This is a genomic window from Grimontia sp. SpTr1 (assembly GCF_947387585.1).
GTDB classification, from domain to species: Bacteria; Pseudomonadota; Gammaproteobacteria; order Enterobacterales; family Vibrionaceae; genus Enterovibrio; species Enterovibrio indicus.
This window is the reverse complement of record NZ_CANDOD010000001.1, coordinates 667,896-682,329: the sequence shown is the minus strand read 5'-3', so window position 1 is coordinate 682,329 and position 14,434 is coordinate 667,896. Positions and strand designations below refer to the sequence as shown.

Below are 14,434 nucleotides of genomic sequence, written 5' to 3'. Positions count from 1 at the left end.
CGTGCAGTATAAGGATCTACATTTTCTTAACAATCGGGGTTTGCCTTTGAATCAAACGATCGTTCGATTTGTCTCATTACCAAAACAGATCCGATGAGTTATGAAAGAAAAACATCATAAAAAAAGCCGCAAATTGCGGCTTTATCATTGATTTAATCAGGGTTATAGATGGCCTGAAAGAAACGTGCTCAGTGCATCGGTAACAAAATCTGCCTGTTCAAGGTTACTAATATGGCCAGCGTTTGGAATCACAATATATTGACTGCCATCAATCGCATCATGCATCAGCATGGATTCAAGAGGTGGACGAGGTTTGTCTTCCGAACCAGCCATGATGAGCGTAGGTAGCGTAAGTTTTTCTACGTCGTCAAAGGTGTCGCGGCGATCAAAAACCATGCGGCCTACCCTGACAACATTTTTTGCTTCTTCACCTTTCAGATTCGCCAGCTTTTCTCTGAATGCAGAAACCAGTTCCGGGTTGTCCGTTTCAGCGTTATTAGCGAAGAATAAAGGTGTGATTGCATCAATCATTGGTGGCGGAATGAAGCCAATCTGCTCGATAGTGTCGAACATGCCGAAGTATTTCGCTTTCGCGACTTCAGGTTCAAAGCCAATGAATGTATCCATCAATACCAAGGCACTTACACGTGTTGGTGCTTTTAGCGCTAACTCAGCGCCCCACATTCCCCCAACCGATAGGCCAACCAACGCAAACTTGTCGATATCAAGTTGATCCATCAATAACAGAATGTCATCAGCATAGTGAATCAGCGAAGTGGTGCTTTCAGGCGCTGCGTCCGACTGACCATGAGCCCAAAGATCCGGGACGATGCAGCGATAGTTTTGGCTTAGCGAATCGATCTGTGGACGCCACATTTCACTGTCCCACAAGTAGCTGTGACCTAACAGTACGACTGGACCTTTACCAACATCCAAGTACGACATATTTTTGCCGTTTATCTGAATTGAATTCATTGAGTTTCCCTGTAGTTATACTTCTGTTTATATGGATTGATATAGACCGACAATATAGAAAAAAAGCGCCAATGGAAGGCGCTTTTTTGAAGCAGAATCTGATTATTCTTCCGCAGGCTTTTTCTTCTTAACAGCAAACACTTGTTCGCCAACAGCCACACCTTGGTAGAAGCTCTTGTTACGCTTCTTAGGTGCTGCTGCTTTCTTCTCTGAAGGCTTGCCAGTTTTCTTCTTGTGCTGTGGCTTCTTGCTAAAGGTTTTCTTTTTCTTCGGAGCCAAGCCTTTGAACTTGCCTTCAAGGCCTTCGAAAGTCACGAAGCTCATGCGCTTATCGAGGAAACCTTCAATGCTCTTGAAGCTGTTCCAGTCTTTAGGGCCTACGAAAGAAATCGCGATGCCTTTGTTACCTGCTCGACCAGTACGGCCGATACGGTGAACATATTCTTCAGCATGTTTTGGCATGTCGAAGTTCACCACGTGAGATACGTTTGAGATATCCAAACCACGTGAGGCGACATCTGTCGTTACCATCACTTTATGGAGGCCACGTTCAAATTCGTTCATGATGCGGTTACGCGCGCTTTGGCTCAGATCACCGCTCAGAGCAACGGCTTTAATACCACGGTCAGCGAACACTTTAGCCAAACGATCTGTATCCGCGCGGGTCGCGGTGAAGATCATCATTTGCTGGTACTGCTCTTCTTCCATGACTCGATCGAGCAAGGCTTGTTTGTGGTCAAGATGGTCACAAAGGAAAAGACGTTGTTCGATGTCTTTGTGCTCTTCATTCACAAAGCCAATTGCAACACGCTTTGGCTCCTTAAGCATGTCAGCAGCAATCTCGTTAACTTGCTGGTGATCCAGAGTTGCAGAGAACATCAGCGTTTGACGACGACGATGGCTGGCCGCGTTATTGATCGCTTCCAATTGCGGAGCAAAACCCAGGTCTAACATACGGTCTGCTTCATCAAGAATGAGCAATTCCAGACCTTCCAGCGTCAAGTGACGGTGTTCCAAGTGGTCCGCCAAACGGCCCGGGGTTGCAACGATAAACACAGGATCTTTACGGAATTCTTTTGCTTGGTCGTTAAAGTTTTCACCACCAAGGATCAGCATGCCTTTGTATTGGGTGCCAGCCAGCAGTTTACGCAGTTCACCATAAACCTGTTTTGCCAACTCACGGGTTGGTGCAAGAACTACAACACGTGGACCAGAACGGCTGAATGCTTTACCGCGCATCACGCGCTGCAATGCAGGCAGGAGAAAAGCCAGGGTTTTACCTGATCCGGTTTTAGACGACGCCAGCAGATCTTTGCCTGCACAAACGACAGGAATGGCAGAAGCCTGCACATCAGTCGGGGTACTAAAGCCCCAAAGTTCCATCGTTTTAAGAAGGCGTTTATCTAAACCCAGGTCTTCAAATTGCAAGGTAATACTCCAGAATTATCATCTATACAGAGAGTTACTGAGCCCACTTGGCGTTCCAACTCCCACAAAATTGGCGCGGATTCTACCATACTTCTGTAAATTGCCGCAGTTTTTATTGTGGTGGATCACATTTTTACGTTGCCTAATCAACCAATCTTCTGCCTTTAACGGTATTGCAGTTAGCGTAGTCGACAGCACTTCAATGGAATTATCATCTATGAACCAACCTAAACAACTCTTCGCCTGGAAACGATTCTCTCTTGAAGAGAGCGAACACACGCTGCCAAATGGTCTTGTGACCAATCACATCACTCTGGAGCATCCCGGCGCTGTTCTTATTCTTCCGATCGCAAACGATGGGAAATTAGTGATGATCCGCCAATACCGCCCTTCTATTCGCAGATGGATTTATGAATTTCCGGCAGGAACCCTCGAATCATCGGAATCACCCAATGTTTGCGCACAGCGAGAATTGGCAGAAGAAGCTCAATTACAGGCCGATGAATGGCACGCCATTGGTGAGTCTCTTCCCGCACCGGGCTTTTGCAATGAAACCCAGTACCTGTTTGTTGCTAAACAGCTATCCCCCTGCGCGGCAGAGATGGATGACGATGAAGTCATTGAAGTGGTGCATTTTACCGTCGATGAAGTCAAACGACTGATTGCAGAAAATGAAATTCAGGACAGCAAAACCATTGTCGCATTTTGCCGGGCGCAATTACTCGGACTGATCACATAGAGCGCTCATTAACAGTGGCTTAACATTGACATCCGACCAGTTGAAAATTAGGGTGAACGCATCTTTCCTCTTCAAGGACGAAGCATGAAACAGTCTCTCGCCCACGCCAACCGCATGCTTAAGCTGTTTGGCTTCTTCAAAGTTCCTCTGATTTGGTACTGCCGCCCCAAGATCTTGGTGTTGAACGAAGAACAAGTTCAAATCCGTATTCCGCTCAAGCGCAAAACCAAGAACCATCTCAATAGCATGTATTTTGGAACGCTAGCAGTTGGCGCTGACGTTGCCGGTGGCTTTATGGCAATGAGTAAAGCAGAATCCCGTGGAAAGGAAATTTCGCTGGCTTTTAAGGCTGTCACCGGGGAATTTCTGAAACGCCCGGAAGCAGATGTTATTTTCACCTGCAATGACGGCCAGTTAATCGACGACATGCTGGATCAAACCATGGCAACCGGGGAACGCGTTAATCAACCCGTCCGAATCACTGCCACATGTCCTTCCTTACATGGCGACGAACCAATGGCTGTGTTTGACCTAACCTTGTCTGTCAAAGCTGTGGGATGATCAATTAGTTGCACTAAAGGTCGATCTGTCTAGCTTCTATCACAAATTTCTCTCATATCCATGGGGCAGACTTTGCCCTTTTCTCTTTTTACTCATTAGACTTATGTAGTATTAAAAGATATCGGGAGAAGCATTTTGAACAAAAAGCTAGTCGATTTTTTTCAGCTCGATACAGCGCCCGGTATCATCCTGATTGCCTCTGCATTTTTGGCTTTAATCATCGCAAACTCGCCCCTCGCTCATTTCTATCTCGCACTTCTCGATACACCGATACATTTCAAAGTTGGATCGTTGGATATCGAAAAGAATCTTCTGCTTTGGATTAACGATGGCCTGATGGCCATCTTTTTCCTTTTAATCGGTTTGGAAGTGAAACGAGAGCTGATTCAAGGCGCCCTCAGAACCCGCTCCCGAGCTATGTTTCCCGTGGCTGCAGCCATTGGCGGTATGGTTGTTCCGATTTTGTTCTTTGCCGTCTTTAACTACGATGATTCGAAAGCCATGCAAGGCTGGGCAATTCCAGCCGCAACGGACATCGCCTTCACGCTCGGTGTGTTGGCATTATTTGGAAAACAATCGCCAGTCAGCTTAAAGGTTTTTCTATTGGCACTGGCAGTCATCGATGACTTGGGGGCGGTTATTATTATCGCCCTTTTCTTTAGTAGCGATTTGTCTGTTATTGCCCTGTCTATCGCTGTGCTTGCCAGTGCAACGCTCTTTTACATGAATGCAAAAGGTGTCGCCCGCCTAACAGGATATTTGCTGGTCGGTGCAGTGTTATGGGTAGCGGTGTTGAAATCAGGCGTTCACGCAACAGTTGCCGGTGTCATACTGGGCTTTGCTATTCCGCTTCGTATTAAGCATCATCGCGTCCGCAGCCCTCTCCGTTATCTTGAACACGGTATACACCCTTGGAGTAGTTATTTGATACTACCAGCCTTCGCTTTTGCTAATTCGGGTGTGCCGCTGGATAACTTTAGCCTTGGTCTTTTGCTAGAACCCTTACCGCTGGGTATTACCCTCGGCTTATTGCTCGGCAAACCCATCGGTATCTCATTGGCCTGCTTTATCTCGATTAGGATGGGTATTGCCAGCCTGCCCAAAGGGCTTCATTTTGCCCACATCATGGCAGCGTCGATTCTTTGCGGTATCGGTTTTACGATGTCCATATTCATAACTACTCTGGCGTTCCCGGGGACAGACAATCATGCGCTGGTTGATTTGTCGCGTATTGCCATATTTATCGGCTCGTTTCTGGCCTCTGTATTGGGCTACTTGGCGCTCAAGCAAACCTTCGAGCGGATTCCTCGTCACTCCTCAGAAGCAGAGCAGACTTAGCTCTGACACATTAACGATATATCAATCAGTTAAAGCCCGTCAGAAGATCATTTGGCGGGCTTTTTCTGTTCTACAAAATCATGAGATGCGTTTAGTAAAAGGTTAAAATTCTGCAACCCAGAATTATCCATTTCGTCATTGAAACAGATGAGGTATTGACTTTCACAGAGGCCGCTTTTAGTAAGGTTTAGGAAGAGAAATCTACCGACTTATCAACTGTTTTTGTGGATAAAAATTCCGTTATCCACAAGCGAAACATAAGCGTAATGCATTGTTTTTATTTAATTATTTATATAACAAGTAATTACAGACAAATGAAATAAATTTTTTCTGTGTGATTTTTAGCACTATTTTCAAATGAAAAATGCCTGCATTATGCAGGCATTTTTATGGGTGAAATCGTGCTTAGGCAGGATGATATTTTATCTTGTAGAAGATCCGGTAAAGTACCGGCACCACAATCAAGGTCAACACCGTTGCAAATCCCAAACCGAACATGATGGTCACCGCCATCGGCTTGAAGAAAACATCAGGCAGCAGAGGCACCATACCAAGCACGGTAGTAATTGCCGCCATGCATACTGGACGAACCCGGCTCACAGCAGCGTCAACAATCGCATTGTAATGGTCTTTCCCGCTCTCCATTTCAATATTGATTTGGTCAATCAAGACGATACCGTTTTTGATCAACATCCCTGAAAGGCTTAAGAAGCCCAATAAAGCCATAAAGCCGAATGGGGTATCCAGTAATAACAAACCTGTCGTTACACCAATGACCGCCAATGGCACTGTCAACCAGACAATCAGCGAATCTTTCACTGAGTTGAACAGCACAACAGTGACCAGGAACATGAACAGGTAGCCCATTGGCATGGTAGTAAACAGGCTTTCCTGCGCTTCACCAGATGATTCATACTCACCACCCCACTCTATGTAATAGCCTTTAGGCAGCTCAATCTCTTCCACCAAAGGTTGAATACGTTTTTGTAGCGTCGCCGCTGTCACTTCATCCTGAAGCGGATCAGGGTCGGCCAATACTGTTAGAGTGCGTTTACGGTTTTCACGCATGATGAGTGGATCTTCCCAAATCAGGTCATAACCCAAAATCACCTGCTGCAATGGAATGTAATCTTTCAGCACAGGGCTCCAGATCTTCATTCCTTCAATGGTCTTCACATCAACGCGCTCTTGCTCTGGTAAACGTGTCACGATCGGCATCAATGTCGTGCCATCACGATAAACACCAACATTCAGACCCGAGAAGGTCATCATCAGCAGTTCATCAACGTCTCTTTTGGTAATACCGTAACGACGCGCCTGACTTTCGTTGAATTGTGGCTCGAGAATCTTGGTCCGTTCACGCCAGTCATGTCGCACGTTTACTGCATCCGGGTCTGCATTCAGGATGTCAGTTACTTGAGCGGCTATCGTACGCAGAATGGTTGGGTCAGCACCTAAGATACGCGCTTCAATTTTCGACCCGGAAGAAGGCCCTAATTCAATGCGCTTCAGCTTGTATTGGATATTTGGGAAATCGGCATCAATATGCTCACGAATCGACGCCATAGTTGGCACCACTGATTCGTAATCTTTGACACGAATAATCACTTCACCATAAGCCGAGTAACTTTTCTCCGGCGCATAGGTCAACATAAAGCGCTGAACACCCTTACCAGAACTGGTGTTTATATACTCGACATTAGGTTGTTCAAGAATCCAGGACTCCAACTCAATCAGCGTTTCTTCTGTGGCGCGGATATCGGTTCCTTCTGGCATCCAAACATCGACCATAAACATTGGCGTGGTAGAAGATGGGAAGAAAGACTGCTTCAACAGAGTGAAGCCATATAGCGCTGCCACCAATGCGCCCACCAAAATGATCATGGTTAAGTAAGCGCGCTTCATGCAGATATCCAAGAACTTTTTGTAAACCACAAACAACATACCGTTGTAGGGGTCTTCCATGGCTTTGCCGTCTTCCATGTTCTCTTCTTTAAAGAACAAACTGGCAAAAAATGGCGTCAATGTAATTGCGGTAAACCAGCTCAGCATCAAAGAGATCAACAGCACTGAGAATAAGGTGCCACAGTACTCACCAGTAGAGTCATCTGACAAACCAATTGGCGCAAATGCAGTTACGGCAATCACTGTTGCGCCCAGTAACGGCCATTTTGTTTGCGTGACGATATCGGATGCCGCTTCTATCCGCGTTCGCCCTTTCTTTAACCCTATAAGTATCCCTTCCACCACCACTATGGCGTTGTCCACCAGCATACCGAGAGCGATAACCAAAGCACCTAGGGAAATACGTTGAAGGTCGATAGCGAAGTACTTCATGAAGATGAACGTACCGAGCACGGTAAGCAGAAGAATCAAACCAATCAGCAGACCTGAACGCAAACCCATGAAGAAGAGAAGGACGATGATAACAATCGCCACAGCCTGACCCAACGACACCACAAAGCCCTTAACTGAGGTATCGACTTCCACTGGCTGCGCGTAAACCACCCCTATATCTATGCCAATTGGCTGGTTCTCTTTTAATTCGGCCAATCGTCGTTCCAAACGTTCGCCCACTTCCACAACGTTAACGCCGTCGGCAAACGACACGCCAAGGTGCAGTGCCTGTTGACCGTTGTACATTAAGACATTAGTGGGTACTTCCTGATAACCGCGCTTAATGTACGCCACGTCTTTCAGGTAGATAAGTTCCTGTGAACCCGCCTCATTGAGGATAAGGTTACCGAGTTCTTCAACACTTTCGAACTCACCCGTGGGGTGAATGCGAAGGTATTCGTCCCCGTGACGCAATGCACCAGCACTGGATACGATGTTCTGCGTCGCCAGCAAACTATCAAGGGTATCCGGTGAAATACCCAGATTTGAAAGCCTTCTCATCGACATTTCAATGAACACTTGCTCTTGCTGGGTACCTGTTACCTGAACCTTGCCGACGCCATCAACCAGTTCCAAATCCCGGCGAAGAAAGTCGACATAGTCAGACAGTTCCTTATAGGAATACCCCTCCCCCGTAATGGCGAGTAATACGCCGAATACATCACCGAAATCGTCAATGACCTGAGGGTCACCAACGCCAGGAGGTAGGCTACTTCTAACGTCATTGACCTTACGACGCAGTTCATCCCATATCTGTGGTAAGTCGTCTGGGCCGTAGTTGTTTTTCATTGTTACGGTGATCTGTGATAAACCACGGCTCGAAATCGACCTTACTTCGTCGACATACACTAATTGTTGAACGGCTTTTTCAAGTGGGTAGGTCACTTCCTCTTCTACTTGTTGAGGCGTCGCTCCCGGGTAGCTAGTAATGACCAAAGCATCTTTCAGTGTGAAAGCGGGATCTTCCAATCGTCCAAGACCAAAGAATGAAGTGGTACCGCCGATCAGAAATATCAGCGTCAGCATCCAACTGATGATCTTGTTATTGATAAAGTAGCTGGCTACGGTCTGTTTCATCAGTTGATTTCCTTATTCGCAACGATATTGACTGACTGCCCGGCACGAAGGCGGTTCACACCTTCAGAGACCACTTTGTCTCCCCGCTCTAAGCCACTGGTGACCAAGACGCCTGTCGGCGTGAGTTCACCCACTTTCACCTTGCGTTTCTCAACTGTGTTGTCAGCGCCAACGACCCATACAAATTTGTTGGAAGGATCGAGCGCATCACCATCTTCGTTGAAGACCGTTTCCATCGGGATTTCAACCTGGCTTGCTCTATCGTTGTACAGCCCAAGCTCTTCAACCACTACTTCAACCGTCATACCATCCAAAATGAACTTGTCTTCCGGCATTGGCATGGTCAGTGTCACCATGAAAGAGCCTGTTTCAGGATCCGGCTGCGCCGTAAACTCTTTCACTGATGCACGGTACTCTTTGCCATCTTCTGTTCTGACATGGGGCCGAATGGTTGCGTTGTTCTCTTCACGGGTTTTACCACCATGTTTGGAGAACAGTACATCCGGCACCTGAATGCGGATATCAACCTGGGTAGCATCATGAATGTTCAAAATACTCTGCCCTATACCCACGTTTTCGAATTGCTGAACAGGAACACGGCTGATAACGCCGTCAACCGGTGCTTTCAGCTCGGTGTAAGAAAGCTTGAGCCTTGCCAATTCAAGTTCAGCTTTGGCAATTGCTCGCTGCGCACCGATTTCATCAAATTGGGATTTTGCCAGTAAGCCTTTGTCTACCAACGGTTTGGAGCGTCGATATTGGCTATCCACCACATCGAATCTTGCTTTCGCATTGTCGACCTGCAGTTTGTAGTCTGTCGGATCCAAGGTCGCCAGCACGGTATCCTTCTTAACGATATCCCCTGCTTTTACGTTGATCTTATTGATCTCGCCAGCGACAAGAAACGAAAGTTCAGCTCTGTCTGCCGCTGCGGCAATGGCTGGGAAATGCAACTCACTACCCAGTGAGTCGTCGCCAATTTCCACGACATCAACATTCAGAAGTGCTTTTTCTTTGGACTGAGGCGCTTTGCCACACCCCGAAAGGGACAACGCCAATGCTGTCATTGCCACGGTAAGGCCGATTGGATTTTTCATATTACAGTCCTCGCTCCTTAACCCACGGGAACACCACCATGCCCTCTTCAAGACTGGATAGACCGTTCACCACAATAACATCACCATTGTTTAGCCCAGCTTCGAGTTTGTTATCTTCACCCAGCTCAACCTGAACACGTGAAACCGCACCACTGTCGGCAACACGCCAGACATAGGTACCTGCATCACTGGCTTCCACAGCCGTTTCTGGCAATTTGTTATGACTGGATGCAGTAATAGAAGTAAAGACTTGTGCTGCCATACCCGGCAGAACATTTACGTTCTCAGGCCGAGGCAAAGAGACGGTGATGCGATAAGAAGCAGATGTCGCATCTGCTTCGGTATCGACTTCTTTGAAGTCAGCCTCAAACTCTTGATTTGGATACGCGTCAAACCGAATACGTGGCTTGGAGTGCGTAGAGTCGTTTTCTTGGTCAAAGAAGCTAATCAATCTTTCTGGCAGCTGGAAGCTCACGTTAATCACATCCTTAGTTTGGATATGCATAACAGGCTCCATGGCGTTGGCAAACTCGTTCTTCTCCTTCATACGCAGAGAAATCGTGCCGGTATAAGGCGCTTTAAGGGTGGTGTAATTAAAGTTTGATTGCGCCAAATCTAATCCAGCTTGAGCTTCATTTAAGCTGGATTTTGCTTTATCAAAATCCTGCGCGGAGATGACGTTAGTTTTCTTCAGTTTGACTGCGCGATCATATTGCACCTTGGCAAGTTGGTAACTCGCTTTGGCCTTTTGCAGTAGAAGGCTGTATTCGTCTTTATCCAGCTCTGCAAGCGCATCACCTGTCACCACATCCTGTCCAGCTACGACAGGAATATCGACAATCTCTCCTGCAACGCGGAAAGCGAGTACGGCTTCATCATCGGCTTCTACAGTACCCGGGAACTCACGAACAACATCACTATCACCAATGGCGACTGTCATGAGCTTCGCAGGGCGAGCTTCAGGTTCAGGGATTGGGGGTTCTTCACTACAGCCGGTTAAGTAAAGGGAGACCAACGCCAGTGATAGCGTTTTCTTCATGGTCGCGCTCCTTGCTTTGTGCCGCCAACGAATGGATATATTGACGGTATTAATGGGATGACTAGCATTTCATGCACTTTTGAAATAGTAGCCATTTCTATAACAACTGAACCTAGGTCTGAAGTCGAAAGTGATGAAATTTTGTTTAAATTCTGAGGATTGAGATAGGTAGCAGAAGTGAAGTCTGCAACAAGGTCACAACTCGACTTTCATAGCGTGACCTGAACTATTACTGATCTTGCACGTCTGTTTTTGTGTCCAAGCAACTCTATAAACCGGATTTCTGCCAGTTTGCTTATATACCCAAACAACCTGAAGATGCAGGATTCAGCGAGTTTGACTGGCGTTGTGATCGCGGCGTCCCTTTGTAGGTGTAGTTATCTCCATCAAAAAGGGACAACAAAGAGCACGGCGTCAGTCAACTCGCCCGAAGGGAGGGCCTCAATGCGAGCATATTCAGGTTGTTTGGGTATATCAGGCACTGGAAAGGCTTTCTAACTCTTGCTTGATTTCCGCAGTACGGGCATTCAACTCGTCAAAACGGTTTTGTATGAGCTCTAGGCCTTTGTCGTGATCTTTTTCAATGGAAAGACACAGTTCTGCCAGTTCTCTTGCCCCGATCATCGACGCCGCACCTTTCATTCGGTGCGCGATTTTTCTCACGCCAGCCAGGTCGGAAGATGACATTGCGCTATGCAGCGCTTCCATATCAGCCTCCTGAGTAGTGAGATATTTGGTCAGAATATGAAGCATCAACTCTTCACTATCTCCTACTTGATCTTTGAGTTGATTGACATCAAACGTGGTGCATTCTTCCAGCGTGACTTTTGGTGGAGCTTGCTCAGATACCTCATCTCCCTCTTGCTTTATCTCTTCAGGCTCCCACCCTTTGGAAACCGGAAATGCTTTTTCTCCTGGCACATACAACAGCATCAAATTCACTAATTGTTCTTTAGTAAACGGTTTAGCAAGGTGAGCATTCATTCCCGAATCTAAACAACGCTGCGCATCACCAGATAGCGCATTCGCTGTCACTGCGATAATCGGGACATTTTCATCAAAATCACGTATGTTTCGCGTTGCCTCAAAGCCATCCATTTCCGGCATCTGACAATCCATCAGGATCAAATCAAACGGATTGGCCCGGTGTTTCTCTAACGCTTCTAACCCGTTATCCGCCAACGTTGACTGGCAACCTAAACTGTTAAGTACCAATACCATCAAATCCTGATTCACTAAGTGGTCTTCAGCGATCAGAACATTCAATCCATCAAAACGCACCGCATCAGCTTTTACTTCCGGCACTTCTACATCAATAGGCGAGTCAGCAGAAAGCGCATTAATAAGTGCATCTGGGTTGATAGGGTTAATGAGACACGGCATACCAAACTCGTCTACCACACCACTATGACTGATCAACAACGTGTGATTAGCAGGGTTCATTGCAGGACGCATTTCACTGATCATATTGTCATCAACAAATAGCAGCGCCGATTCACAGATTTCCTCTTCTGGCGGCGTGCTCTTAGACCATTGCTCAACGTTTAAGCCAACGTTTGAAAGGTATGCATTTAATACGGCATAAAGTTGGGAGTCCTGAGTAGCGATGATGGCCGCTTTACCTTCAACCTCCGGCTTCAGTGTCAGGTTCTCCAGCAAACAGTTGGTGTTCTCTGGTACCAACGTGAGAGGAACATCCACAATGAAGGTCGTTCCCACGTCTTCCTTGCTGACAACCTCAATTGCACCGCCCATCAGTTCCGTGAGTTTCAGACAAACTGGCAGACCAAGCCCTGTGCCTTGATATGAGCGAGAATAGGAGTTATCGACTTGAGTAAAGTTTTCGAAGATGGTTCCTAACTTTTCTTCGGGAATACCAATTCCCGTGTCCTTAACTTCAAGCCTGATATGCTCCACTTCGTCCAGAATGGTTTTGCTCACATGGACCATCACAGACCCATGTTTGGTGAACTTGAGAGCATTCCCCACCAGGTTCAGAATAATTTGCGTATAGCGAACTGGATCCAGCATTAACCAACGCGGCAAGTCTGGTTCGATAAGGCAATGCAGCCTCAAGCTTTTTTCGACAGCTTTGGCATGGAAAACCACTAGCGCATCATGAACGAGGTCCGGCAGCTCACATTCCTGATCCAATAGACGCATTTTACCCGCCTCGATTTTGGTTAAATCGAGCACGTCATTGATGATATTCAGCAATGCATTCGAAGAGTGAACCAGCGTATCGACAAAATACGATTGTTGTTGATTGAGGTCGGTTTCTTTGAGCAGATTAGACATGCCCACAATGCCATTCATCGGCGTGCGGATTTCATGGCTCATCATCGCGAGGAAGTTGGTCTTGGCTTCGTTGGCTTTCTCAGCTTCCTCTTTAGCGTGCACCATTTGCTCGGTGATTAAATCATTCAATTTCTTCTGGCGGACGAAGTTAACCATGGCACTGAGACTCGACAATACCGGCTCAAGCCAAGACACCAAGTCTTCATCATAATTGGTAGATTCATCAAAGAGACAAACCACGCCCACTAATTGGTTCGAGAGAAACAGAGGCATGCTGAGGGAGTTAATAATCAGTTTCCCGTTGTTTGACGATTGCCCCGCCAATTGCAGGCTTCTGTCCCCTTTCTGGGTGTCAATGACACGCGTGACAACGTTGCGAACGAATTCTTCCGACACATAGCCATTCGCAATCAGCCGTGTTTGCGCCAGAATGCGGTAATTATTCTGGGCTTCGTAATCCAGCTCCACAATAATGCCGTGATTACTCTCACCAATCTTTAACAGGATCTTTAACACTTCGCGAAAGCTGTTGTGGTAGTCATCGCTGATCAGGAATTTGTCCTGCAAGGTTTTCACGGCAGAGAAGAGCTCCGCACCTTTTGACACTTTTATTTTGTCCAGATGCTGTTCCGTAATGTCGCGGATAATCGCTACTTGAAGCGGTTTTTCATTCACCTCGATTTTATTGGAGCGAACCTGCACGATCTGACGTTCATCGGTTCTGATAAGCTCATAATTCAAGCTTTTTGTATTGAAGCCATAAAGTGCTTGTGAGAAATACGCGCGGGAATCAGGAACGACTTTGGCGATAACTTTCGATAAGGTCACCTTCTCAATCGGCACGTCTTCCAGCTCAAACATCCGCCTCGCAGCTTCATTGAGCGTTGTGATTTCGTGGTCTTCCCCCAGCACCAAAAGTCCGTCTTTGTAGCTGTGGATAATAGTGTTGAGGTAGTTTTTGCTTGATTCAATTTCCTTTATCGCCCGGGCGTACTTCCAAATCAGGAACATGATCATCAGATCCAGCAGGAAAACCTGCGCGATACCGGAAACGATTTCTGACGTGAGGGTACTCTCAATCGGTCTCGGGTCTTCATAAATAATCAAGTCCCCGACTTTGGCTTGTTCATTCAGCTCGTCATAAATCAATGGAATACTGCGTAGACGAAACTCGTTACTGAACTCTCCGCTTTTGGGCTTGGTGATATGACGGAAGTTATCGTCTTTAGAAACAACTTCAATGCGATAGACGAAACGGGAAAGGGTTTCACTTTCCAGATCTTTAACGACAGACTCAAAATCATAGTTCCACATCTGGGCGGGAAGCCGGTAGGAAAGCCGGGCAATAATAGATTCGAGTTCGAAGTCCATCTCACCATAAAGGCGATCGTGGGTTTTGTAGTAGTTAAACACGCCAAACACACTGAGAATCAGTGTGCCGCTAACCACCAAAATTACCGCGAGTTTTGTTCGCATCATCAGCAT

Annotated in this window: 9 protein-coding genes; 3 read left to right on the top strand and 6 right to left on the bottom strand. The window is 46.7% G+C overall.

Annotated elements, in window-relative coordinates:
* Positions 1 to 162: 162 nt before the first annotated feature.
* Positions 163 to 975, bottom strand: coding sequence for an alpha/beta hydrolase (locus QL223_RS03215; protein ID WP_281543881.1), 813 nt, complete (start codon positions 973 to 975; stop codon positions 163 to 165).
* 102 nt (positions 976 to 1,077) lie between these two features.
* On the bottom strand, positions 1,078 to 2,403 hold the full coding sequence (locus QL223_RS03210; RefSeq protein WP_281543880.1) for a DEAD/DEAH box helicase: 1,326 nt from the start codon (positions 2,401 to 2,403) through the stop codon (positions 1,078 to 1,080).
* Positions 2,404 to 2,620: 217 nt separating this feature from the next.
* Here QL223_RS03210 and QL223_RS03205 point away from each other — a divergent pair, with 217 nt between their 5' ends.
* From QL223_RS03205 to nhaA, 3 genes are all read left to right on the top strand, one after another.
* Positions 2,621 to 3,142, top strand: a complete 522-nt coding sequence (locus QL223_RS03205; protein ID WP_002535988.1) for an NUDIX hydrolase — start codon at positions 2,621 to 2,623, stop codon at positions 3,140 to 3,142.
* Between the two features lie 84 nt (positions 3,143 to 3,226).
* Positions 3,227 to 3,703 (top strand): DUF4442 domain-containing protein, encoded by a 477-nt coding sequence (locus QL223_RS03200; RefSeq protein ID WP_281543879.1) that lies wholly within the window; start codon positions 3,227 to 3,229, stop codon positions 3,701 to 3,703.
* Between the two features lie 135 nt (positions 3,704 to 3,838).
* Entirely contained in the window at positions 3,839 to 5,041 is a 1,203-nt protein-coding gene (gene nhaA / locus QL223_RS03195; protein WP_281543878.1) for a Na+/H+ antiporter NhaA, read from the top strand.
* Between the two features lie 405 nt (positions 5,042 to 5,446).
* On the opposite strand, the gene QL223_RS03190 is transcribed toward nhaA, so the two are convergent.
* The 4 genes from QL223_RS03190 to QL223_RS03175 all read right to left on the bottom strand — a co-directional run bounded on the left by QL223_RS03190 (position 5,447) and on the right by QL223_RS03175 (position 14,434).
* Complete coding sequence (locus tag QL223_RS03190; protein ID WP_281543877.1) at positions 5,447 to 8,515, bottom strand: efflux RND transporter permease subunit; 3,069 nt, start codon at positions 8,513 to 8,515, stop codon at positions 5,447 to 5,449.
* Positions 8,515 to 9,612 carry an efflux RND transporter periplasmic adaptor subunit gene (locus QL223_RS03185; RefSeq protein WP_281543876.1) on the bottom strand — a complete coding sequence of 366 codons (1,098 nt, stop codon included), beginning with the start codon at positions 9,610 to 9,612 and terminating at the stop codon, positions 8,515 to 8,517. Before QL223_RS03185 ends, QL223_RS03190 begins: the two co-directional genes overlap by 1 nt.
* A 1-nt stretch (position 9,613) precedes the next feature.
* Complete coding sequence (locus QL223_RS03180) at positions 9,614 to 10,651, bottom strand: efflux RND transporter periplasmic adaptor subunit (protein ID WP_281543875.1); 1,038 nt, start codon at positions 10,649 to 10,651, stop codon at positions 9,614 to 9,616.
* A gap of 474 nt (positions 10,652 to 11,125) precedes the next feature.
* The gene (locus tag QL223_RS03175; protein WP_281543874.1) at positions 11,126 to 14,434 is read right to left on the bottom strand and encodes an ATP-binding protein; all 3,309 of its coding nucleotides are present in this window, start codon (positions 14,432 to 14,434) and stop codon (positions 11,126 to 11,128) included.